Annotated in this window: 19 protein-coding genes; 15 read left to right on the top strand and 4 right to left on the bottom strand. The window is 70.9% G+C overall.

What is annotated here, in order from left to right; translation table 11 throughout:
- Positions 1-504 carry a peptide deformylase gene (locus EDF55_RS00820; RefSeq protein ID WP_123653063.1) on the top strand — a complete coding sequence of 168 codons (504 nt, stop codon included), beginning with the start codon at positions 1-3 and terminating at the stop codon, positions 502-504.
- 130 nt (positions 505-634) lie between these two features.
- On the top strand, positions 635-766 hold the full coding sequence (locus EDF55_RS19045) for a hypothetical protein (RefSeq protein WP_260235675.1): 132 nt from the start codon (positions 635-637) through the stop codon (positions 764-766).
- Positions 767-886: 120 nt separating this feature from the next.
- Here the strand turns inward: EDF55_RS19045 and EDF55_RS00825 are convergent, their stop codons facing one another.
- Positions 887-2,755 (bottom strand): long-chain fatty acid--CoA ligase, encoded by a 1,869-nt coding sequence (locus tag EDF55_RS00825; RefSeq protein ID WP_185017021.1) that lies wholly within the window; start codon positions 2,753-2,755, stop codon positions 887-889.
- Positions 2,756-2,877: 122 nt separating this feature from the next.
- On the opposite strand from EDF55_RS00825, the gene EDF55_RS00830 reads away from it, so the two are divergent.
- The 3 genes from EDF55_RS00830 to EDF55_RS00840 all read left to right on the top strand — a co-directional run bounded on the left by EDF55_RS00830 (position 2,878) and on the right by EDF55_RS00840 (position 6,049).
- On the top strand, positions 2,878-3,831 hold the full coding sequence (locus tag EDF55_RS00830; RefSeq protein WP_123653064.1) for an ROK family glucokinase: 954 nt from the start codon (positions 2,878-2,880) through the stop codon (positions 3,829-3,831).
- A gap of 45 nt (positions 3,832-3,876) precedes the next feature.
- The gene (locus EDF55_RS00835) at positions 3,877-4,602 is read left to right on the top strand and encodes a 1-acyl-sn-glycerol-3-phosphate acyltransferase (protein ID WP_123653065.1); all 726 of its coding nucleotides are present in this window, start codon (positions 3,877-3,879) and stop codon (positions 4,600-4,602) included.
- A gap of 103 nt (positions 4,603-4,705) precedes the next feature.
- Positions 4,706-6,049: a class II 3-deoxy-7-phosphoheptulonate synthase gene (locus EDF55_RS00840; RefSeq protein WP_123653801.1), complete on the top strand. Its 1,344-nt coding sequence runs from the start codon at positions 4,706-4,708 to the stop codon at positions 6,047-6,049.
- Positions 6,050-6,382: 333 nt separating this feature from the next.
- Here EDF55_RS00840 and pknB read toward each other — a convergent pair whose 3' ends face one another.
- Positions 6,383-8,428 carry a Stk1 family PASTA domain-containing Ser/Thr kinase gene (gene pknB / locus EDF55_RS00845; protein WP_123653066.1) on the bottom strand — a complete coding sequence of 682 codons (2,046 nt, stop codon included), beginning with the start codon at positions 8,426-8,428 and terminating at the stop codon, positions 6,383-6,385.
- A 115-nt stretch (positions 8,429-8,543) separates the two neighbouring features.
- Positions 8,544-9,788 carry a LysM peptidoglycan-binding domain-containing protein gene (locus EDF55_RS00850; protein ID WP_260235676.1) on the bottom strand — a complete coding sequence of 415 codons (1,245 nt, stop codon included), beginning with the start codon at positions 9,786-9,788 and terminating at the stop codon, positions 8,544-8,546.
- A gap of 195 nt (positions 9,789-9,983) precedes the next feature.
- Between EDF55_RS00850 and EDF55_RS00855 the strand changes: the two genes are divergently transcribed.
- Positions 9,984-10,316 carry an Rv2175c family DNA-binding protein gene (locus EDF55_RS00855; RefSeq protein WP_123653067.1) on the top strand — a complete coding sequence of 111 codons (333 nt, stop codon included), beginning with the start codon at positions 9,984-9,986 and terminating at the stop codon, positions 10,314-10,316.
- A gap of 126 nt (positions 10,317-10,442) precedes the next feature.
- Here the strand turns inward: EDF55_RS00855 and EDF55_RS00860 are convergent, their stop codons facing one another.
- A complete protein-coding gene (locus tag EDF55_RS00860; protein WP_123653068.1) occupies positions 10,443-11,561 on the bottom strand; it encodes a polyprenyl synthetase family protein in 1,119 nt (372 codons plus the stop codon).
- 83 nt (positions 11,562-11,644) lie between these two features.
- On the opposite strand from EDF55_RS00860, the gene EDF55_RS00865 reads away from it, so the two are divergent.
- The 9 genes from EDF55_RS00865 (at position 11,645) to murD (ending at position 22,666) form a co-directional block, all read left to right on the top strand.
- Positions 11,645-12,028: a DUF3040 domain-containing protein gene (locus EDF55_RS00865; RefSeq protein ID WP_123653069.1), complete on the top strand. Its 384-nt coding sequence runs from the start codon at positions 11,645-11,647 to the stop codon at positions 12,026-12,028.
- 770 nt (positions 12,029-12,798) lie between these two features.
- Positions 12,799-13,230 (top strand): division/cell wall cluster transcriptional repressor MraZ, encoded by a 432-nt coding sequence (gene mraZ / locus EDF55_RS00870; RefSeq protein WP_123653803.1) that lies wholly within the window; start codon positions 12,799-12,801, stop codon positions 13,228-13,230.
- A 106-nt stretch (positions 13,231-13,336) separates the two neighbouring features.
- Positions 13,337-14,326 carry a 16S rRNA (cytosine(1402)-N(4))-methyltransferase RsmH gene (rsmH, locus tag EDF55_RS00875; RefSeq protein ID WP_123653070.1) on the top strand — a complete coding sequence of 330 codons (990 nt, stop codon included), beginning with the start codon at positions 13,337-13,339 and terminating at the stop codon, positions 14,324-14,326.
- Position 14,327: 1 nt separating this feature from the next.
- The gene (locus tag EDF55_RS00880; protein ID WP_123653071.1) at positions 14,328-15,059 is read left to right on the top strand and encodes a hypothetical protein; all 732 of its coding nucleotides are present in this window, start codon (positions 14,328-14,330) and stop codon (positions 15,057-15,059) included.
- Positions 15,060-15,108: 49 nt separating this feature from the next.
- The gene (locus EDF55_RS00885) at positions 15,109-16,878 is read left to right on the top strand and encodes a penicillin-binding protein 2 (RefSeq protein ID WP_260235677.1); all 1,770 of its coding nucleotides are present in this window, start codon (positions 15,109-15,111) and stop codon (positions 16,876-16,878) included.
- A 35-nt stretch (positions 16,879-16,913) separates the two neighbouring features.
- Positions 16,914-18,539 (top strand): Mur ligase family protein, encoded by a 1,626-nt coding sequence (locus tag EDF55_RS00890; RefSeq protein WP_123653072.1) that lies wholly within the window; start codon positions 16,914-16,916, stop codon positions 18,537-18,539.
- Positions 18,536-20,038: a UDP-N-acetylmuramoyl-tripeptide--D-alanyl-D-alanine ligase gene (gene murF / locus EDF55_RS00895; RefSeq protein ID WP_123653073.1), complete on the top strand. Its 1,503-nt coding sequence runs from the start codon at positions 18,536-18,538 to the stop codon at positions 20,036-20,038. Before EDF55_RS00890 ends, murF begins: the two co-directional genes overlap by 4 nt.
- Positions 20,035-21,138 carry a phospho-N-acetylmuramoyl-pentapeptide-transferase gene (mraY, locus tag EDF55_RS00900; RefSeq protein WP_123653074.1) on the top strand — a complete coding sequence of 368 codons (1,104 nt, stop codon included), beginning with the start codon at positions 20,035-20,037 and terminating at the stop codon, positions 21,136-21,138. The genes murF and mraY overlap by 4 nt, the downstream gene beginning before the upstream one ends.
- Complete coding sequence (gene murD, locus EDF55_RS00905; RefSeq protein ID WP_260235679.1) at positions 21,131-22,666, top strand: UDP-N-acetylmuramoyl-L-alanine--D-glutamate ligase; 1,536 nt, start codon at positions 21,131-21,133, stop codon at positions 22,664-22,666. Before mraY ends, murD begins: the two co-directional genes overlap by 8 nt.
- Positions 22,667-22,703 lie beyond the last annotated feature (37 nt).

Consider the following 22,703-nt stretch of genomic DNA (forward strand, 5'->3'; position numbering starts at 1 on the left):
GTGACCGTCCGTCCGATCCGCCTCTTCGGCGACCCCGTCCTCCGTTCCACCGCCGACCCGATCGCTCCGGCGGCACTCGGGTCGACCGGCATCCGGGACCTCGTGCAGGACCTCATCGACACCGTCAAGGAGCCCGGTCGCGCCGGGGTCGCGGCCCCGCAGATCGGTGTCGGCCTGCGCGCGTTCTCCTACAACGTCGACGGCGAGGTCGGGTACGTCCTCAACCCCGAGGTCGTCGAGACCTCGGGCGAGCCCGAGCTCATGGACGAGGGCTGCCTCTCCGTGCCCGGCCTGGCCTACCCGACGAGCAGGCACCCGTACGCGAAGGTCCGGGGCGTGGACGTCGACGGCAACGAGGTCGTGGTCGAGGGCACCGGTCTGATGGCCGAGGCCCTGCAGCACGAGGTGGACCACCTCGACGGCACCGTCTACGTGATGACGCTCGCCCCGGAGACGCGCCGCCAGGCGCTCCGCGACATCCGCTCGCAGGACTGGTTCCACTGAGCGGACGGGCGTCGTGACACCCCTCTTGGTGTGACACCCGGACGTGGGATTGTCGCCATGTCCTGACGAAGAGGTACCGTATCCCGTCGGCCTCCCACCGACACGGTTTCCCACACCTCCAGGACGCACGATGGCACCCCAGAACGACGAGCTCAGCTCGCACCGCACCCGCACCAACCGCCGCCCCGAGCCGGTCGCCACGACGACGTCGTCGACGGCGGTCCTCGAGCCCACGGACGCGCCGGACAACCGCACGGTCTGACCAGCAGGCGGTACCGTCCGCGACGCACCGCACGCCTCGAACGCAACCGACGGGAGGCCCGGTGCCGGTCCCGTGGACCGGCACCGGGCCTCCCGTCTGGTCCGCTCCGGACCCGGCCGCCTACTTCCGGCGGCGTCCCTCCACCACCGGCGTCGCCGTGGTCTGCACCTTCGATCCCGCGTAGATGTGCGCGATGTCCGCGGCGAAGTCCGACAGGATCACGGACCGCTTGATGGTGAGCTTGGGCGTCAGGTGGCCGGACGCCTCGCTGAGCTCGGTGTCGAGGATCGTGAACGACCGCACCGACTCGGCACGGGAGACCCGGCCGTTCGCGGTGTCGATGGCCTCTTGCACGGCTGCCAGCACGCGCTCGTCGTAGGCGGCCTCGTGCGCGGAGAGCGCCGGCGTGATCCCGCGCGACTCGCACCAGCCGGGCAGCATCTCGCGGTCCAGCGTGACGAGTGCGGCGACGAACGGCTTGCCCTCGCCGACCACGACGACCTGGCCGATGAGCGGGTGCTCGCGGACGCCGTCCTCGAGCGGTGCCGGTGCGACGTTCTTGCCGCTCGCGGTGACGATGAGCTCCTTGGCGCGGCCGGTGACGGTGAGGATCCCGTCGCCGTCGAGCCGCCCGAGGTCGCCGGTGCGGAACCAGCCGTCGGCGAACGCCTTGTCGGTGGCCTCGGGGTTGTTCCAGTAGCGGTCGAAGACGTCGACGCCGCGGATCAGGATCTCGTCGTCCTCGGCGATGCGGATCTCGACACCGGGGAGTGCACGGCCGACCGAGCCGATGCGGAGTTCGGTGGCGCGGTTCACGGTGGCGGGTGCGGTGGTCTCGGTGAGGCCGTAGCCCTCGAGGATGAGCACGCCGATCGACCGGAAGAAGTGCGACAGCCGCGGGGAGAGCGGTGCTGAGCCGCTGATCGCGTACCGGACCCGGCCACCGATCGCGTCCCGGAGCTTCGCGTAGACGAGCTTGTCGAACAGCCGGTACTTCAGGGCGAGGACGAGCGGGACCTTGCCGGCGGCGACGGCCTCGGAGTGCGCGACCGCGGTGGCGGCGGCGGCGCGGAAGACCCGGCCCTTGCCGCCGAGGTCGGCCTTCTGCTCGGCGGAGTTGTAGATCTTCTCGAACACACGGGGGACCGCGAGCAGGAAGCTCGGCTTGAAGGTGGACACGGCCTTCATGAGGTCCTTCGTGTCCGGCTCGTGCCCGACCAGGACGCCGGCGGAGATCGACATCGCGGCGATGAACCGCGCGAACACGTGCGCCATCGGGATGAAGAGCAGGGTCGAGGCGTCCCCGGCGATGATCTCGGACATCGCCTCGGTGGAGCCCTCGACGGTTGCGGTGAAGTTGTCGTGCCGGAGCACGCAGCCCTTCGGCCGGCCGGTGGTGCCCGACGTGTAGATGATCGTGGCGTCGTCGTGTCCGTGCACCGCGGCGGTGCGGGCGTCGAGGTCGTCGTCGGTGACGTCCTCGCCGAGGCGGGCCAGGTCGTCGAGACCGCCGCCGTCGATCGTCCAGTGCTGCCCGAGGTGCGGCAGGTCGGGGGCGATCCCGGCGACGCGGCGCGCGTGCTCCTCTTGTTCGACGACGATCGCGACCGACTCGGAATCGCTGAGGATGTGCCGGATCTGGTCGGGGGAGCTGGTCTCGTAGACCGGGACGGACACCAGGCCGGCGGTCCAGATCGCGAAGTCGACGAGGGTCCACTCGAGGCGGGTCCTGGAGAGGATCGCGACGTGCGCACCGGGTTCGAGGCCGGCGGCGATGAACCCCTTCGCGATCCCGCGCACCCGGCGCTCGACGTCGGCGGCGCTGATCGTCGTCCAGGTGTCGCCGTGCCGCTCGCTGAGGATCGGCCGGCCCGGTGTCAGGCGGGCGCGGTCCGAGAGCAGCCGGGCGGCGGAGCCGTGGTCCGGTGCGACGGGCGGCGTCGTGGCTGGCTGGGACTCGCTGGTTGGTGCGGGTCGCTGATCGTTCACGGCAACTCCCTTGTCGACCGATTCGATGACGAGTACGTCTCACGTTGACGACTCTGCTTCCAGCATAGGGCTCGACGTCGCGCGTTCGATGAGTACGCACCGAACCGGTAGGCTCGGTCCTCGTGCACGCCATCGGAATCGACATCGGGGGCACCAAGATCGCGGGAGCGGTCGTCACGGAACTGGGCGAGATCCTCGCCGAGGACCGCGTCGCCACGAACGCTGCGGACCCGAACGCCATGCTGGACGACGTCGTCGCGATGGTCTCGCGACTCCGCGACGGCCACGACGTGGGCGCCGTCGGCGTCGCCGCGCCGGGGTTCATCGACGCGTCGCAGTCGATCGTCTACTACACGCCGAACATCCGGTGGCGGAACGAACCGCTCCGCCAGAAGCTGCAGGAGCGCCTCGGCGACCTGCACATCACGGTGGACAACGACGCCAACGCGGCCGGCTGGGCGGAGTTCCGCTTCGGCGCCGGACGGCTCGTCTCGGACATGACCATGCTCACGATCGGCACCGGCGTCGGTGGCGCGATCGTCACCGAGGACCGCCTGTTCCGCGGCGGCTTCGGCACCGGCGGCGAGATCGGCCACCTGCGCATCGTCCCGAACGGCCTGCCGTGCGGCTGCGGCGCCCGCGGCTGCATCGAGCAGTACGGCTCCGGCCGTGCCCTGCAGCGCATGGCGAACGACGTCGCCGACGCCGGCGGAATCGGTGTCGCCCTGGCCCAGGCCCGCGACGACAACGGCGGCCAGCTGGACGGCGGGCTCATCGGCGACCTCATCCTCGCCGACGACCCCGGTGCCCTCGCGGCGCTCCGTCGGCTCGGTCGGCACCTCGGTGAGGCCTGCGCCTCCCTGTCCGCCGTGCTCGACCCGCAGCTCTTCGTGTTCGGCGGCGGCGTCGCCAGCGCGGGGGAGCGCCTGCTCGACCCGATCCGTCAGGCGTACCTCAACAACCTCCCGGCCCGCGGGTACCACCCGGAGCCGGAGTTCGTGATCGCCGAGCTCGTCAACGACGCCGGTGTCGTCGGCGCGGCGGACCTCGCGCGGATCCACGCCCGCACCGCCTGACGACCGGCGCGCACGCCTCACGCCTCACCCGATACGGAGTCGACGATGCTCTACTGGCTGCTGAAGAACTTCCTGCTCGGCCCGCTCATCCTCACGCTGTTCCGGCCGTGGGTGGTGGGTCGTGAGCACGTGCCGACCTCGGGGCCGGTCATCTTCGCGTCGAACCACGTGTCGTTCATCGACTCGGTGATCCTCCCCGCGGTGCTCGACCGCCGGCTGTCCTTCCTCGCGAAGAGCGACTACTTCACCGGACGCGGGCTCAAGGGCTGGGCGACGAAGACGTTCTTCAACGCCATCGGGCAGCTGCCGATCGACCGCTCCGGTGGCAAGGCCTCGGAGGCGTCGCTCCGCACCGGCCTGCAGGTCCTGGCGCGCGGCGAACAGCTCGGCATCTACCCCGAGGGCACCCGCAGCCCGGACGGCAAGCTCTACCGCGGTCGCACCGGCATCGCGCGGATGATCCTCGAAGGCCGCGTCGTCGTGGTCCCGGTCGCCATGGTCGGCACGCGGGAAGTGCAGCAGATCGGGCAGCGCATCCCGAAGTTCAAGCGCGTCGGCGTCGTCTTCGGCAAGCCCCTCGACTTCTCCCGCTTCCAGGGCTTCGAGACCGACCGCTTCATCCTCCGGAGCGTCACCGACGAGGTCATGCACGCACTCGCCGGCCTCAGCCGCCAGGAGTACGAGGACGTCTACGCGACGAGTGTCAAGGAACGTGCGAGCACGGCACGCGAGAAGGTCATGCGGGAACGCCAGAGCACGCCTGCACGTTAGGCTCTGATGGTCCCGGCACCCCGCCGGGGCAGCCACCATCGCAGAACCAAGAGGTACAGCCTTGTTCGAGTCGACCGACTTCGTCGCCCTGCAGGATCCGGACGTGATCGAGGGCCTCGACTACTGGCGGACGCTCCCGATCAAGCAGCAGCCCAGCTGGCCCGACCAGGCCGCTGCCGAAGCCGCCTCCGCCGAGATCGCGACGCTCCCGCCGCTGGTCTTCGCCGGGGAAGTGGACCAGCTCCGCGACCGCCTCGCCGCGGCCGCGCAGGGCAAGGCCTTCCTGCTGCAGGGCGGTGACTGCGCCGAGACCTTCGCCGGTGCGACCGCCGACTCCATCCGCGACCGCGTCAAGACGATCCTGCAGATGGCCGTCGTGCTGACGTACGGCGCATCGATGCCGATCGTCAAGATGGGCCGGATGGCCGGGCAGTTCGCCAAGCCCCGCTCGAGCGACTTCGAGACCCGCGGCGATGTCACGCTGCCCGCCTACCGCGGCGACATCGTGAACGGCTACGACTTCACGCCGGAGAGCCGCGCCGCCGACCCCCGTCGCCTCGTGCAGGGCTACCACACGGCCGCCTCGACGCTGAACCTCGTCCGGGCCTTCACCCAGGGCGGCTTCGCGGACCTCCGCCAGGTGCACTCGTGGAACAAGGGCTTCGCGTCCAACCCGGCGAACGCCCGGTACGAGCACCTCGCGAAGGAGATCGACCGCGCGATCCGCTTCATGGACGCCTGCGGTGCGGACTTCGACGAGCTGAAGCACGTCGAGTTCTACGCCTCGCACGAGGGGCTGCTCATGGACTACGAGCGCCCGATGACCCGCATCGACTCGCGCTCCGGCCAGGCGTACGACACCTCCGGGCACTTCATCTGGATCGGGGAGCGCACCCGCGACCTGGACGGCGCCCACGTGGACTTCCTCTCGCGCGTCCGGAACCCGATCGGGGTCAAGCTCGGCCCGACCACCAAGGTCGCCGACATGGAAGCCCTCATCGAGAAGCTCGACCCGAACCGCGAGCCCGGCCGTCTGACGTTCATCACCCGCATGGGCGCCGGCAAGATCCGCGACGAGCTCCCGAAGCTCCTCGAGGCCATCAAGGGCATGGACGCGAACCCGCTGTGGGTGACCGACCCGATGCACGGCAACGGCCTCACCACCCCGACGGGCTACAAGACCCGCCGGTTCGACGACGTCGTGGACGAGGTCCTCGGCTTCTTCGAGGTGCACCGCGAAGCCGGCACGTACCCGGGCGGCATGCACGTCGAGCTCACCGGTGACGACGTCACCGAGTGCCTCGGCGGGTCGGAGCAGATCGACGAGGCCACCCTCGCGACCCGCTACGAGTCCCTGTGCGACCCGCGCCTGAACCACATGCAGTCGCTCGAGCTCGCGTTCCTCGTGGCCGAGGAGCTGAGCGCACACCCGCACACCGCGCGCTAGCCCGACAGCGTGCGGCCGTCTGCGCCGCGCATCCGCCTGCGCGCTGTCGCATCGGTCGCAAGTGGTCCGGCAGAGCGACAGTGGTGGTGTGTGCGCCAGCGCCGTCCTGTCGCTTTCGCGCACTGGTCGCGACCAGCCACAGCCGGGAGGCCCGGTGCCAGCTGGCACCGGGCCTCCCGTCCGTCTGTGGTCGCGCCCGGCGCCGCACGCGCCGATTGCGACAGCGTGCGGCCGTCTGCGCCGCGCATCCGCCTGCGCGCTGTCGCTTCCGTCGCGAGTGCGCCCGGGCGCTTTCCGCGTCCGGCGCCCGGCGCTGCCGCCCCGCGCGCGCGCCTACTGGTCGTAGTGCAGCGTGATGGTGTCGCCCTTGTGGACCGTGGCGTTCGCGCCCGGGTCCGTCGCCGTGACGGGCAGCGTCGACTTCCAGTCGTAGAAGCTGCACAGCACGTTCTTGCAGTCCGGGTAGGAGACCTTGAGCCCGAGGTTCTCGAGCGTCGAGGTGGCCTGGTTCAGCGTCTTGCCCTGCACGTCCGGCAGCGTGATCGGCGCCGGGCCCTTCGACACGACCAGGTCGATCGCGGTGCCCTTCACGGCGGGGTCGGCCTCGGCCTTCGCGGAGATGACCTGCCCCTCGGGAGCGTCCTCGCTGTACTGCTCGTCCTGCGCGCCGACGGTGAGCCCGACGGCCTCGAGTGCGGCGGTGGCGTCCGCCACGGTCTTGCCGGTGACGTCCGGCACGGCGCCGAGTGACACGGTCAGGGTGACCGGGCCGCGTTCGCCGTAGGTCTTCACCTTGGTCAGGTCCACGGTCTCGCCGTCGGTGTCGCGCCCGGTGGCCGCGATGACGGTGTCCTTCGCCACCTCGGAGGAGAACTGGTACTGCGGGTCCTGCAGGTCGAAGTCGTCGTCGAGGGCGGCCTGCGCGGTGGACACCGACTGCCCGACGATCGCGGGCAGGGTGATCATCTTCGGGCCGTCGGAGACGAGGATCTGCACGGAGGTCCCCTTGCGGACCTCACGCGCGGCGGCGGGGGCGGTCGCGGAGACCTGCCCCTTCGCGACGACGGCGTCGAACCGTGCCCGGGTCTTCGCGGCTGCCTGGAGCCCCTCGGCCTCGAGCATCTGGCGGGCCTGGGACACCGACTTGCCGGCGACCTGGGGGATCCGGACGTTGCCGCCGGGCCCCGGGCCGAAGTACCAGCCGAAGCCGGCGCCGGCCAGGATGAGCACGACGACCACCACGAGGGCGATCCAGCCGCGCTTCCGGCGCTTGGTGGACTTGTCGGCGAGCCGCTGAGCCGCGGGGGAGAGCGCCCCCGGCGCCTGGCCGGTGCGTCGCGGACCCGGGGCGTTGCGTCCGCGGCCGCCGGTCGGGCCGGTGCCACGACCGCCGTCGGGGCCGGCTCCCGACGCCGGGACGTCGGTGCGGGCGCCGATCACCGCGGTGGCGTCGGTGGCGTCCGGGCCCGGAGCGCCGGCGGGGAGGATCGCGGTCGCGTTCTCCGGCCGCAGCACCGCGGTCCGGTACTGGCCGGTCGCCCGCTGCTGGTTGCCGTTGATGTGCTCGAGCATCTCGCGGGCGTCTCGCGGACGGTCGTCGGGGTCGCGGGCGGTCGACCACGCGACGAGCTCGTCGAGCTCCGCCGGCACGCCGGGTGTCGCTGCGCTCGGCATCGGCACGGTGTCGTTGGCGTGCTGGTACGCGATCTGCATCGGCTGCTCGCCCTTGTAGGGCTGCTCGCCGGTGAGCATCTCGTAGAGCATGATGCCGACGGCGTAGATGTCGCTCCGGGAGTCGGCGGCGCCGCGCGTGACGAGCTCGGGGGAGAGGTACGCGATCGTGCCGAGGAGCGCCGCCCCGGTCGCCGTGTTCTGCGTCGAGGCGCGGGCCAGGCCGAAGTCGCCGAGCTTGATGCGACCGTCGTCGGCGAGCAGGACGTTCTCGGGCTTGAGGTCGCGGTGCACGATGCCGGCACGGTGCGCCGACGCCAGTCCGGCGAGCACGGCGCGGAGGATGTCCGTCGCCTGCTCGGGCGTCAGGGCGCGGTGCTCCTGCAGGAGGTCCCGCAGCGTGATGCCCGGGATGTACTCCATGACGATGTAGGCGGTGTCACCCTCGGCACCCTGGTCGTAGACGCCGACCAGGTTCGGGTGGGACAGCCGTGCGGCCGAACGGGCCTCCTGGATGAAGCGCTCACGGAAGGCCTCGTCGTCGGCGAGGTGGCCGTGCATGATCTTGATCGCGACCCGGCGCTCGAGTCTGACGTCGGTCGCGAGGTACACGGTCGCCATGCCTCCACGCGCGATGCGGGAGCGGACGCGGTACCGCTGATCGATCATGCGACCGATCATCGGATCCGTGGCGGCGTTCGTGGTCATCGGCGGCATTCTACGAATCGGGACTGCACGACGACGCATCGGCGCACCGGTCGTGATGCAATCTCGATCTCAGGGATGAGGTCGACCCCGCGACGCGGACGCGTGCGCGCTGCGCTCAGAGCGTCGCCAACCAGGCGGTCGCGGACTTCTCCCACTGGGCGTACGCCTTCGGGTACGCGGAGCGCTGGACGGCCTGTGCGGCATCGGTCACGCTCTTCGTCGACCACCCCGGGACGTCGAGCAGCCCGGCCGTCGTGCCCTTGTTCGGGTTGTACTTCCCCCCGAAGAAGAGCTTCGCCGCGTAGGTCGGGTCCTGCAGCTGCGCCGCGGTGCCCCATCCCTGGCTCGGACGCTGCTGGAACAGGCCGACCGAGTCGCGGTCGCCGTGCGGCAGGTTCCGGAGGCTCGACTCCTGCATCGCCGCGGCCAGTGCGATGACGAGCCCGCGGTCCGGGACGCCGAGCGAGCGGCCGACGCTGACGATGGTCTCGGCGTTCTGGCGCTGCTCGGCGGACAGGGACGGTCCGGAGGTCGGCAGGACGAGCGTCTTGCCCGCGTAGATCGTGCTCGTGTACGTCAGGCCGTTCGCGGAGAGGAGCGCGGAGACCGACACCCCGTGCGCGGCGGCGATCGTGGCGATGGTCTGCCCGCTGCGGATGGTGACGGACCCCGTCGACGACGACGACGACGACGAAGAAGAAGCAGCTGAGGAGGAGGACGAGCTGGTGGTCGCGACAGCGGGCGCCGCCGCGGACGACGAGCCGGCCTTCGGCACCGTCAGTGACTGCCCCGGGTAGATGACGCTCGCGAGCGAGAGCTTGTTCGCCCCGAGGAGCGCCGACGTCGACACGCCGACCCGGGACGCGATGCCCGAGATCGTGTCGCCCGACTTCACGTGGTAGCTCGACGTGGAGGAGCTCGTCGCGCTGGCCGTGGTGACCGCGGGGGTCGACGCAAGGTGCAGCGTCTGCCCGGGGTGGATGATCGTGTTCCAGCCGAGGCCGTTGCGCACCAGGATCTCCTGCGCGGACAGGCCGTACCGGGCGGCGATGCCCGACACGGTGTCGCCCTGCTGCACGGTGTACGTGGTGGGTGCCTTGCGGACCGCAGCGACGGTGGTGACGGTGGTCTGCGCCGGCCGGGCGACCGCGGTGCCGAACACCGAGCGGTGCCCGACGTTGTGGTCCTGGTCGACGTGGCGCTTGTTGTTCGCGCCGTCGTCCTCGTGGCGCGGTTCGGCGTGGGCGACGGGGCCGGTGAGTCCGGCGGTCACGGCGATGGTCCCCGCGAGGACGATCGGCATGGTCGCGAAGCGGGCCGATCGTTGGCGTCGAGCGTGGTCGTCTGCGGCGGTGTCCACGTGGTGCTCCTGTCTCCGGGTGAGCCGTGCGCACGCTGGCGCGCACTCACAGGTGGCACCACGCTGGCATGTCGTGAATCGCAAGTCAACCAGAGAGTCGGATGTGATGTGTGTGACCAATGTGACTCGCGTGTGGATTCCGTTCGGCCGTCCCTCTGGCAACATGGGCGTGTGAGTGCCACACCCACGGATGACATGTCCCTTTCCGAACGCTGGCTGACGGTCCCGGATCTCGTCGACCTCCTCGGCGTGAGCCCCGGCCGCGTCCACCGCCTGTTCGAGCAGCGCACCCTGCTGCCCGCACGCGTCGGTGGCGTGCTGCGGGTCCCGAGCGAGTTCCTCGACGAGGGCGAGCCGCTGCCCGAACTGCGCGGCACGCTCGTCGTGCTCGGCGACAACGGCTTCACCGACGACGAAGCGGTGCGCTGGATGCTCGCGGTCGACGACGTGATCGGCGACTCGCCGATCAACGCGCTGCGCGCCGGCCGCAAGGCCGAGGTGCGCCGCATCGCTCAGTCCCTGCTCTAGGCCCAGTCCCTGCTCTCGCCGGTCCCTGCTCTCGCCGGTCCCGCCCGACGCTCTGGTCGCGGCCGGAGACCGACGGGAGGCCCGGTGCCAGCTGGCACCGGGCCTCCCGTCGGTCTCCGGTTGCGTCTACGCCACGCGACGGCTGACGGTCTCGGCCAGTGACGCGAGCTGCTCACGCGCCGACGGCGTGAGCGGGGCGGCGTCGAGCGCCGCCTTGGCGCGCTGCACGTGCCGGTCGATCGAGCGCTCCACCGCGGTCACCGCGCCGGACTCGGTGAGGGTGGCCCGGAGCATCTGCACCTGGGCCTCGTCGAGGTCCGGGTCGCCGAGCAGCTCGTCGAGGAGCGCCCGCGAACCACCGGGCAGTGCCTTGCGGGCCGTGGCGATGAGGACGGTGCGCTTGCCTTCGCGGAGGTCGTCACCAGCGGGCTTGCCGGTGACCTCGGGGTCGCCGAACACGCCGAGCATGTCGTCGCGCAGCTGGTAGGCCACGCCGAGGGGGAGGCCGAACGCACGGAGCCCCTCGAGCTGAGACTCGGACGCGCCGGCGACGAGGGCACCGATGACCAGGGGTGCTTCGACCGAGTACTTCGCCGACTTGAAGACCACGACACGCTGGGCGCGGAGCAGGTGCTCGCTCTCGTCCACGGTCGGCCAGGCCGTCTCCTCGTGGATGTCGAGGTACTGACCGGCGGTGACGTCGAGGCGCATCGCGTGGAACTCCTGGCGGACGATCCGCGCACGGGCGGGGTCGAGGAGTGCGAGGCCCTCGTCGAAGACCGCGTCGCTCAACGAGAGCAGCCCGTCGCCGAGGAGCAGCGCGGAGTTCGTCCCGTAGAGGGCACGGTCACCGACCCAGCCGGACTCCTGGTGCTTGGACTCGAAGCGGCGGTGCGCTGCCGGACGCCCGCGGCGGGTGTCCGAGCGGTCCATGATGTCGTCGTGCACGAGGGCTGCCGCGTGGAAGATCTCGAGTGCCGCGGCCACCGTGACGACCGCTTCGGCCGTGGTCTGGCGCGACCCTTCCGCGAGGGGGTCGAACGAGCCCGAACGACCCGCGACGGACTGCCACCCCCAGTAGCAGAACAGGGCCCGGAAGCGCTTGCCGCCGGACAGGAGGTCTCGGGCGAACTCGTCGAACGGAGCCAGGTCCGGACTGATCGCGGCGAGCCGATCGCGCTGCTCGTCGAGCGCCCGATCGATCCGCGCCGAGACGAGGTCCACTAATCGCGTACTCTCAGCCACGATCCCTACCCTAGTGGGTGGCCGAGACATAGAATCGGTCCACCAAATCCACGCGTCGATCCCAGGGACAAGAGGGAATCAAGATGCCACTCTCGGAGCAAGAGCAGCGCCTTCTCGAAGAGATGGAGCGCAGCCTCTATCAGAACGACTCCGACTTCGTGGCGCGCGTCACCCGGCGACAAGGGCGTCCGACGTACACGTCGATCACGCTCGGGGTTCTGGGCGCGCTCGCTGGAGTCGCCGTCGTCATCCTCGGGCTGGTCATCCGCCAGCCCCTGATCGGAGTCCTCGGCTTCGTGGTCATGCTCGCCGGGGTGCTGTTCGCGCTCCGCCCGGGCATGCGCGCGCCGAAGTCCGCCAAGGCACCGCGGGCATCGTCGCCCGGCGGGGCTCGTGGGACCTCCTCCGGTGGCTCGTTCATGGACCGCATGAACGACCGCTGGGACAAGCGGAACGACCCGAGCTAGCTCGCACCACTCCTGAACGGGGTCGGCCCACACGGGCCGGCCCCGTTCCGCGTGCCCGCGGCGCGGCGCGCGCGGGGCCGCGGCGCCGCCGCGGGGCCGCGGCGCGCGGGCCGCGGCGCCGCGCGCGGGCCGCCCGCCGCTCGCGTTCCCGTCGGTCGTTTCGCGCGTAGTGAGCTGTTTCGCGCGTAGGGGGTCGGAAGTTTCCACCTCCTACGCGCGAATCGTCTTCCCAGCGCGGGTGTGATGGGAAGGAACGAGCGAGCCGGAGGCTCTGGTCGCGCCCGACCGCCGGACTGGAGGCTCGTGGCGGGGACGCGCCGAGCCTCCAGGCCGGGTGGGGGTTGCGACCGGCGTGTGTTCGTCGCGTCTGCAAGGGGCGACGAGGCCGCTGTCGTACGACAGCGCTTCTGTCGCTGGGCGGCGCTCGCACCTGTTGCGTCTGCAAGGGACGACGAAGTCGTCGTCGTACGACAGCGTGGGTGTCGTTCCGAGTCGTTCCGCCGCGCCCCGCCGCGCAGCAGCCGCGCGCTGCCGGGACGCCGTGGCCCCGCGGCTGCGAAAGTCCTCCACTTTGCTCCACCGCAGCGCCCCAGCCCCGGATCCGCATGGATTCGGGGCTGTTCTGCGTGCGCGGTGCCGTCGGGAGCGCGGGAAGCGGCCCCAAAAGGGGTGTCAGGGGCGATTTCGGGAGCGGAACGCTGGGCTGGTGGAGGGAAGTGGAGTACCGTGGGGCTCATCGACAACCGGTGGAGCTGAGGGGAGGCCCCGACGTGCTGCTCGGTACCCATGCCCCGAAGCTCGACGAGAAGGGTCGCGTGATCCTCCCCGCCAAGTTCCGGGACGAACTGTCCGGGGGCCTCGTGATGACCCGCGGGCAGGAACGGTGCGTGGTCGTCTTCAGTGCCCGGACGTTCGAGGAGATCCACGAGCGCATCCGTCAGGCACCGATGACGTCGAAGCGCACCAGGGACTACATGCGCCTGTTCCTCTCGGGGGCCAGCGCAGAACAGCCCGACAAGCAGAACCGCGTGACGATCCCGCAGAACCTCCGTGAGTACGCGGGGCTCGAGCGGGACCTCACGGTCATCGGCAGCGGTGACCGTGCCGAGATCTGGTCGACCACCGCGTGGGAGGCCTACTACGCCGAAGCCGAAGAGGCATTCGCCGAGAACGACGAGGAGGTGATCCCGGGCATCTTCTGATCCGCGGATCGGGACTCCCAGCCGTCCGCCCTGATGCACCTTCCCCGGTGTCAGGTCGGTATGGATGGGGATCCGGACCCGCGGCCCAGGAGATCGAGGGCTGCACATGGCAGAACAGAACGAACCCCACGAAGAGAACGAACAGCGCGAACCCGAGCGGTTCCCGCACACCCCCGTCATGCTCGAGCGGATCGTGGACCTCTTCACGCCGACGCTCGAGGGCCCGGGCAAGGTCGTGGTCGACGCGACGCTCGGCATGGGCGGCCACTCCGCGGGACTGCTCGAGCGGTTCCCGGAGCTGACGCTCATCGGGCTCGACCGGGACACCGACGCACTCGGCATCGCAGGGGAGCGGCTCGCCCGCTTCGGTGACCGCGTGCACCTGGTGCACACGGTCTACGACGAGATCGTCGACGCGATCGAGGGTCTGGGCTTCAGCGAGGTCGACGGCGTGCTGTTCGACCTCGGCGTCTCCTCGCTCCAGCTCGACCGGGCCGAGCGCGGCTTCGCCTACAGCCAGGACGCCCCGCTCGACATGCGGATGGACCGGACGCAGGGCATCACCGCGGCAGAGGTCCTCGCCGAGTACGACGAGGGCGAACTCCGGCGGATCTTCCAGCGCTACGGCGAGGAGAAGCTCGCCGGCCGCTACGCGAAGGCGATCGTCGAGCGTCGGGCGACCACCCCGTTCACGATGTCCGGCGACCTGGTGCAGGTGCTCCACGACGCGACCCCGGTGGCCATCCAGCGCCAGGGCCACCCCGCCAAGCGGGTGTTCCAGGCGCTCCGCATCGAGGTCAACACCGAGCTCAGCGTCCTCGAGCGGGCGATCCCGGCGGCGCTCGACGCCATCGCGGTCGGCGGCCGGATCGTCGTCGAGTCGTACCAGTCGCTCGAGGACCGCATCGTGAAGCGGGCCCTGGTGAAGCGGACCACCTCGAGTGCGCCGGCGGACCTGCCGGTGGAGCTGCCCGAGCACGCCCCCACCTTCTCCCTGGTCGTCAAGGGTGCCGAGTTGGCCGACGAGGCCGAACGCGCCGCGAACCCCCGAGCAACACCCGTGCGACTCCGCGCGGCCGAGCGAATCCGGAAGTGACATGAGCACGAACCTCGCACTCGTCGACCCCGCCGTCGCCCCGTCGCGCGCGCCCCGCCCGTCGCGCGACCGGAACCGCCCGGAGCTCGTCGAGGTCACGCCGACCCGCGCACAGCGCCGCGCACGTCCCCGCATCGCGTACGCCATCGTGGCGGTCGCGGCGCTCGGCCTCCTGCTCCTGGCGCAGCTCGGGATCAGCATGGTGCTCAGCCAGGGCGCGTACCAGCTGAACTCCCTGAGCGCGGAGCAGACGAAGCTCAGCCGCACGCAGCAGTCCCTGTCCGAGGACCTCCGCGTCCTGGACTCGCCGCAGAACCTGGCCCGCAACGCGCAGGCCCTCGGGATGATCGCGAACTCGACGCCGGTGTACCTCGACCCGAAGACCGGCCGCGTGTACGGCACGCCCACCCCGGCGACCCCGGACGAGGCGACGGGCAACACCGCGAACCAGGTCCCGAACTCGCTGCTCGACGACGTCCCCCTGGTCGCGAAGCAGGGTGACACCACCACGAGCAAGGAGAACGGCGCGACGACGGGCACGACGGGCACGGACAAGAGCACGACGAGCACGGACAAGAGCACGACGAGCACGGACAAGAGCGCGACGGACAAGAGCACGTCCACCAAGGACGACTCTGAGAACACGAGCGGGGCCAGCGCGTCGGACACGGGTTCGTCGAAGTCGTCCGTAGAGTCCGACCCGAACCAGCTCCAGGCGCCCTCCACCAGGTGACCTGCGGGTCAGCACTGCCCCCAGCACCACCCGGGAAGGACCGCACCGCGTGACGAGAACGATCCGCAACCGCCGGCTCAGGTACAGCGTCGTGATCATCGCCGTGATCGCCCTCGTGGCGGTCTTCGTGATCCGGCTGGTCGACATCCAGGTCGTGCAGGCCGCGACGCTGAACGAGGCGGCCACCGCGAAGCGCAGCATCCCCGTGACGCTGTACGGCACGCGTGGCTCGATCGTGGACCGGAACGGTACCGAACTGGCCGACAGCGTCACCCGGTACAACATCACGACCGCCCCGCGGCTGGTGAAGGACTTCGCGGGCAAGCTCGGCGGGACCCGCGTCAAGGACGTCACCGTCGAGACCGCCCTCGCCGCGATCGCGAAGGCGTCCGACGGCGACGCGGCAGCGATGCAGAAGGCCATCGAGGCGAACCCGAAGTCCGACTTCGCGTACCTGGTCAAGGGCCTCGACGTGAAGCACTACGAGGCCGTGAAGGCGCTCGACGTCCCGTGGCTCTACCCGCAGCAGCAGTCCGCGCGGACGTACCCGACCGGGGCGACCACGGGCAACCTGACCGGCTTCATGGGGACCGACGGCGCCCAGGCGGGCCTGGAGTACGCGTACGACCAGTGCCTCGCCGGCACGAACGGCTCCGAGACGTACGAGCGCGGTGAGGACGGCGTCCAGCTGCCCGGCAGCACCGTGACGACGAAGGAGGCCAAGGACGGCGGGACGCTGACGACGACGATCGACAGCGACCTGCAGTACATGGCCCAGCAGGACATCGCCGACGCCGCGCAGCAGCTCGGTGCGGTGTCCGCCACGGCGACCGTGACGAAGGTGAAGACCGGCGAGGTCCTCGCGGTCGCGGACTACCCGACGGTGGACCCGAACGACGTCGACGCGACGAAGGACAAGGGGGCGTACGGCTCCCGCGCGCTCACCGACACGTACGAGCCCGGGTCGACGATCAAGGCGGCGATCGCGGCGGCGCTGATCGACCAGGGCAAGGCGACTCCGACCACCGGCGTCGTGGTGCCGTACTCGCGCACGTTCCCGTGGGGCGGCACGATCCACGACTCGGAGTTCCACGCGACCGAGAACCTGACGCTGACCGGCATCCTGCGGGACTCCTCGAACGTCGGCATCACCGAGCTCGGTGCCCGTCTGACCGAGCAGCAGCGCTACGACGTGATGAAGAAGTTCGGGCTGTTCCAGCCGGAGTCGGCGATCGACTACCCGGGGCAGCCGGGCATGCAGTACGGCTCCACGCCGGACTGGGACCAGCAGACGGACATCAACTCGATGTTCGGGCAGGGCATCTCGACGACCGCGATGCAGGTCGCGAGCATCTACCAGACCATCGCGAACGACGGGGTCCGGATCCCGCTGCACTTCGTGAAGGGCTGCACGACGGCCGACGGCAAGACCATCGACGCGCCCGACGTGCAGAGCGAGCGCGTGGTCTCCGCCAGCGCCGCCACGCAGGTCACCGACATGCTCCAGAGCGTCGTCACGGGCGGCACGCTGGTCGGCATGAAGCCGATCTCGGGCTACAACATCGCCGCGAAGACGGGTACCGCCGAGGTCGCGGAGGGCTCGAAGGGCTACGGCTCGGAGCGCATCACCTCGGTGGCCGGAATGGCACCCGCCGAGGACCCCCAGTATGTTGTCACGGTGACGTTCACGAAGCCGCAGACCAACAAGTGGTCGAGCGGAGCGGCTCCGGCGTTCCGCACACTCATGTCCCAGGTGCTCGAGAAGTACCGCGTTGCCCCCTCCACGACCCAGGCGAAGACCTACCCGTCGACGTGGTAGACCAGACCGTCCCCGTGGTGAGGAAGAAGGAGCACTTGTCCGCACGGATCCCCCCGGTCCTCCGGCCCGAACACCCGACCCCGAGGGCCCTCGCCGAACTGGCCAACGCCTTCGGTCTGCGGGTCGTCGGTTCGCTCGACGGCGTCGAGACGACCGGCGTCACGCTGAGCGCGGCCGAGGTCGCGCCGGGTGACGTCTTCGTCGGCGTGCACGGTGCGAACCGGCACGGCGCGGAGTTCGCCGCGGACGCCGCCGAGCGCGGTGCCGTCGCGGTGCTGACCGACGACGCCGGCGTGGCGCTGGCCGAACCGTCCGGCCTGCCGGTGCTCGTCGTCGACGACCCCCGCGCGGCGCTCGGCGACGTGTCGGCATGGGTCTACCGGACGCACCCGGACGAGGCGACCGACCTCCCGCAGCTCTTCGCGGTGACGGGCACGAACGGCAAGACCAGCACGTCGTACATCCTCGAGGGCATCCTCAAGCAGCTCGGCCTGGTCACGGGCCTCAGCTCGACCGCGGAGCGCCACATCGGTTCGCTCAGCGTCACGAGCCGCCTGACCACGCCCGAAGCGAGCGAGATGCACGCGCTCCTGGCCCGGATGCGCGAGAGCGAGGTCCGCGCCGTCGCCGTCGAGGTGAGCGCCCAGGCCCTCAGCCGCCACCGCGTCGACGGCATCGTCTTCGACGTGGTCGCGTTCACGAACCTCAGCCACGACCACCTCGACGACTACGCCGACATGGAGGAGTACTTCCAGGCGAAGCTGCCGCTGTTCCAGCCGGAGCACGGCCGTCGCGGCGTCGTCTCGCTCGACTCCGAGTGGGGTCACCGTGTCGTCGAGGACTCCCGCATCCCGGTGACCACCATCACGGTGCACCCGGACGTCGAGGCGGAGTGGCACGTCGACATCGTCGAGGCCCACGCCGCGTACACCGAGTTCCGGCTCACCGGCCCCGAGGGTCGCGAGCTCACCACCCGTGTGCCGCTCATCGGCTGGCACATGGCCGCGAACGCCGCGCTGGCGATCGTGATGCTGGTGGAGGGCGGCTTCGAGCTCGGCGCCATCGCGCACGCACTCGAGAGCAACCACCGCCGCTACCCCGACGAGCAGGACGGCGCGACCGTCTCCGCCATCGAGTGCTACCTCCCCGGCCGCACCGAGCGCGTCTCCGGCGACCGTGGCCCGAGCGTCTACGTCGACTTCGGCCACAGCCCCGACGCCTTCCTCAACACCCTCGCCGCGGTGCGCCAGTTCACCCCGGGCAAGGTCGTGATGCTGTTCGGTGCCGACGGCGACCGCGACAAGACCAAGCGCGGCGACATGGCCCGCGTGGCCGCCGAGGGGTCCGACATCCTCGTCGTCACCGACCACCACCCGCGCTTCGAGGACGCCGCGTCGATCCGGAAGACCCTGGTCGACGCCGCGCGCGACGCCTTCCCCGAGCACGAGATCCACGAGGTCACCCCGCCGGAGGCCGCGATCCGCACCGCCGTCGGTCTCGTCGGCGAGGGCGACTCGATCCTCTGGGCCGGCCCCGGCCACCAGGACTACCGCGACATCCAGGGCGTCCGGACCCCGTACTCCGCCCGCGACGAGGCCCGTGCGGCACTCCGCGAGGCCGGCTGGGAGCCGAACGCCGGCCCGGTGGAGGAAGCGCGATGATCGCCCTCTCCCTCGCCGAGATCGCCGCCGCGGTCGACGGCGAGCTCGTCCGCGGTGCCGCCGAGACGGTCGTCGACGGCTCCGTCGAGACCGACTCCCGCCTGGTCGGCCCCGGCAGTGTGTTCTTCGCGCTCCTCGGTGAGGAGACCGACGGGCACCGCTTCGTCCCGGCCGCGGCCGAGTCCGGTGCCGCGCTGGTGATCACCGAGCACGAGACGGACACCCCGGGGGACACCGCGCAGATCGTCGTCGCGGACGGCTACGCGGCGCTCGCTGCCCTGGCCCACGAGGTCGTCGCCCGCGTCCGTGCCTCCAGCGCCGAGCGCACCGCGGCCGACGGCAGCCCCGCACCGCTCCGCGTCGTCGGCATCACCGGCTCGAACGGCAAGACGAGCACGAAGAACATGCTCCGCACGATCCTGTCCGCGCACGGCGAGACCGTCGCGCCGGAGGGGTCGTTCAACAACCACGTCGGCGCCCCGATCTCGATGCTCCGCATCACGCACGACACCCGCTACCTCGTCGTCGAGATGGGCGCGAGCGGCGTCGGCCACATCGCCAAGCTCGTGCGCATCGCCGAGCCCGACACCGGCGTCGTCCTCAAGGTGGGCCTCGCGCACGCCGGCGAGTTCGGCGGCATCGAGGCGACGCAGCGCGCGAAGTCCGAGATGGTCACCGACCTGCCGGCCACCGCGACCGCGCTCCTCAACGTCGACGACGACCGCGTCGCGGCGATGCGCGACCTGACGGCCGCCGAGGTCGTCGGCTTCGGCACGTCCGACCAGGCGGACTACCGCCTGTCCGGTGTGTCCACGGACCGTGACGGCACCCGTTTCACCCTCACCGCGCCTCCCGTCCGGACCGTCGGTGACCAACCGACGGACAGTGACCGGTCTGGAGGGTCGGCACCAGTCCCCGAGACCGTCGACGTCCGCCTCGCCATCCTCGGCGAGCACCACGCGATGAACGCGACGGCCGCGCTGGCCGTCGGGCACCGCTGGGGCGTCCCGCTCGCGGACGGCGCCGCCGCGCTCGCGTCGATGACGCGCGCCGAGCGCTGGCGCATGGAGCTGCTCCAGGGCGGCCCCGAGGGCGTCACCGTCATCAACGACGCGTACAACGCCTCGCCCGACTCGATGTCGGCCGCGCTCCGCACCCTGGCGCAGATCGTGCGTCCGGGGGAGCGGACCATCGCCGTGCTCGGCGAGATGGCCGAGCTCGGGGAGTTCTCCGTCGAGGAGCACGACCGCATCGGTCGACTCGTCGTCCGTCTCGGTGTCGGTCAGCTCGTGGTCGTCGGCCGCGGCGCGATGCCGATCCACCAGGCCGCCACCCTCGAGGGATCGTGGGACGGCGAGTCCGTGTTCATCGAGGACGTCGACGACGCCGTCCACGCCCTGCAGGAGATGGTCCGCCCCGGCGACGTCGTCCTCGTCAAGTCCTCGAAGTCGGCCGGGCTGCGATTCCTCGGCGACCGCCTCGGAGGTGTCTCCGCATGATCGCCCTGCTCATCGCCGGCGCGGTGTCGCTGGTGTTCACACTGCTGCTCACGCCGTTGTTCATCCGGCTGTTCCACCGGCTCGGCTGGGGACAGTTCATCCGTGACGACGGTCCGCAGTCGCACCACACCAAGCGCGGCACCGCGACCATGGGCGGCATCGTCCTGATCCTCGGCACGGTGATCGGCTACTTCGTCGGGCACCTCGTCGGCGGGGACTCCATCACGCTCTCCGGTGTGCTCGTGCTCTTCCTCATGGTCGGGCTCGGGTTCGTGGGCTTCGTCGACGACTTCCTCAAGGTCCGGCGCCAGCGGAGCCTCGGGCTCGGCGGCTGGGCGAAGATCCTCGGCCAGGTCATCGTCGGCGTGATCTTCGCGACCATCGCCCTCGTCGTGCCGACCTCGACGGGCAAGCCCCCGGCGTCCACGATGATCTCGGCGATCCGGGACATCCCGTGGCTCGACTTCATGGCGCTCGGCACGGTCATCGGGACGATCCTGTTCCTGGCCTGGATCGTGCTGCTGACGGTCTCGACGTCGAACGGCGTGAACGTCGCCGACGGACTCGACGGCCTCGCGACCGGGTCGAGCATCCTGGCGATCGGCTCCTACGTCATCATCGGCTTCTGGCAGTCGAACCAGATCTGCGGCGGTGCCCGGCTCGACGCCAGCACCGAGCACGCCTGCTACACGGTGACGAACCCGCTCGACCTGGCGGTCGTCGCGGCCGCCGTGTGCGGTGGTCTGATCGGCTTCCTCTGGTACAACACGTCGCCGGCACAGATCTTCCTCGGCGACACCGGCTCGCTCGGCCTCGGCGGCGCGCTCGCGGGTCTCGCGATCCTCAGCCGCACCGAGCTGCTGCTCGTCCTCATCGGCGGCCTGTTCTTCATCGTCACCGGCTCGGTCATCCTGCAGCGGGCGTACTTCAAGATCACCCACGGCAAGCGCATCTTCCGGATGAGTCCGCTGCACCACCACTTCGAGCTCAAGGGCTGGGCCGAGGTCACCGTCGTCGTGCGGTTCTGGATCATCGCCGGGCTCTGCGTCGCCGCGGGTGTCGGACTCTTCTACCTCGAATGGATCGCGCGCGTTGGCTGATCGTCTGCAGGGCCTCGACAGCTGGTACTCGGACGGCTGGAAGGGCCTCGGCGTCGCCGTGCTCGGGCTCGGTGCGACCGGGTTCTCCGTCGCCGACACCCTCGTCGAGCTCGGCAGCAGCGTCACCGTGTACTCCACGGACGCCCCCGCGGACAGCGTGGAGCTCCTCGAGGTCATCGGCGCCCGGTTCGTGCAGACCCCGCTCGACAGCGTCCCCGCGGCGCTGCAAGAGCAGGCGCCCGACGTCGTCATCGTGTCGCCGGGACTCCCGCCGCACAACGCGACCGTGCAGTGGTCGGTGGCCAACAGCGCCGTCTGGGGCGACATCGAGCTCGCCTGGCGCGTGCGCGACAAGGTCGTCCGTGGCCCGGTCGCCGCACCCTGGGTGACGATCACCGGCACGAACGGCAAGACCACCACCACGCAGCTCACCACCGCGATGTACGAGGCCGAGGGGCTCCGCGCCGTGGCATGCGGCAACATCGGCGTGCCGGTGCTCGACGTCGTCCGCGACCCGGACGGCTTCGACGTCCTCGTCGTCGAGCTCTCCAGCCACCAGCTCCACTACATGGCGGACTCCGGCGACGGGGCGGTGCTGCCGCTCGCGTCGGCGTGCCTGAACATCGCCGACGACCACCTCGAGTGGCACGGCTCCGCCGCGGCGTACCGGGCCGCGAAGGCCAAGGTCTACGAGCGCACCGTGCTCGCGTGCGTCTACAACGTCACCGACGAGGTCACCCGCGCCATGGTCGAGGACGCCGACGTCGTCGAGGGCTGCCGTGCCGTCGGCTTCACCCCGGGCATCCCGGGCCCCGGCGAGGTGGGGGTCGTCGAGGACGTCCTCTGCGACCGCGCGTTCACCGAGGACCGCCGGAACTCGGCGCTCGAGCTCGCGACGCACGCCGACCTCGAGCAGGCCGGTCTCGCCAGCCCGCACATGACGATGAACGTGCTCGCCGCGGCCGCCCTCGCGCGTGCCGGCGCCGTCCGACCGAGCTCGATCCAGAGCGCGGTGCAGGCCTTCCGCGCCGACCACCACCGCACCGAACTGGTCGCGACCGGCGTCGACGGCATCACCTGGGTGGACGACTCGAAGGCCACGAACCCGCACGCGGCGACGGCATCGCTGTCCGCGTTCGAGCCCGTCGTGTGGATCGTCGGCGGCCAGTTCAAGGGCGTCGACATCGACGGCCTCGTCGAGCGCTTCGGGCCGACCGCCCGCGGCGTCGTCGTGATCGGCACCGACCGGACCCCCGTCCTGGAGGCATTCGGACGACACGCGCCCGCGGTGCCGGTGCTGCAGGTCGAAGCATCGGACACTGATCAGGTCATGCCCGAGGCGGTCCGGCATGCCGCTTCGGTCGCGAGACCGGGCGACACGGTCCTCCTCGCCCCCGCTGCCGCGTCGTTCGACCAGTTCGGCTCCTACGCGGACCGGGGCGAGCGTTTCGCGGCGGCGGTCCACGAGCACCTGGGAGGCAACGCCGATGGCGACGACACCGACGGACCTTCCGACGAACGCCCGTAGCGCGCGCGTCCAGGGGGCTGCGCGCCGGCCGAACGGT

Origin of the sequence: Curtobacterium sp. ZW137 (genome assembly GCF_003762905.1) — a bacterium.
Classification (GTDB): domain Bacteria; phylum Actinomycetota; class Actinomycetes; order Actinomycetales; family Microbacteriaceae; genus Curtobacterium.

What these genes read in the sequence shown, in the direction of transcription:
- EDF55_RS19045 (WP_260235675.1), top strand. Translation starts at nt 635, where the DNA reads ATGGCACCCCAGAACGACGAGCTCAGCTCGCACCGCACCCGCACCAAC.
- EDF55_RS00835 (WP_123653065.1), top strand. Translation starts at nt 3,877, where the DNA reads ATGCTCTACTGGCTGCTGAAGAACTTCCTGCTCGGCCCGCTCATCCTC.
- pknB (WP_123653066.1), bottom strand. Translation starts at nt 8,428, where the DNA reads ATGACCACGAACGCCGCCACGGATCCGATGATCGGTCGCATGATCGAT.
- EDF55_RS00855 (WP_123653067.1), top strand. Translation starts at nt 9,984, where the DNA reads ATGTCCCTTTCCGAACGCTGGCTGACGGTCCCGGATCTCGTCGACCTC.
- EDF55_RS00865 (WP_123653069.1), top strand. Translation starts at nt 11,645, where the DNA reads ATGCCACTCTCGGAGCAAGAGCAGCGCCTTCTCGAAGAGATGGAGCGC.
- rsmH (WP_123653070.1), top strand. Translation starts at nt 13,337, where the DNA reads ATGGCAGAACAGAACGAACCCCACGAAGAGAACGAACAGCGCGAACCC.
- EDF55_RS00880 (WP_123653071.1), top strand. Translation starts at nt 14,328, where the DNA reads ATGAGCACGAACCTCGCACTCGTCGACCCCGCCGTCGCCCCGTCGCGC.
- murF (WP_123653073.1), top strand. Translation starts at nt 18,536, where the DNA reads ATGATCGCCCTCTCCCTCGCCGAGATCGCCGCCGCGGTCGACGGCGAG.
- mraY (WP_123653074.1), top strand. Translation starts at nt 20,035, where the DNA reads ATGATCGCCCTGCTCATCGCCGGCGCGGTGTCGCTGGTGTTCACACTG.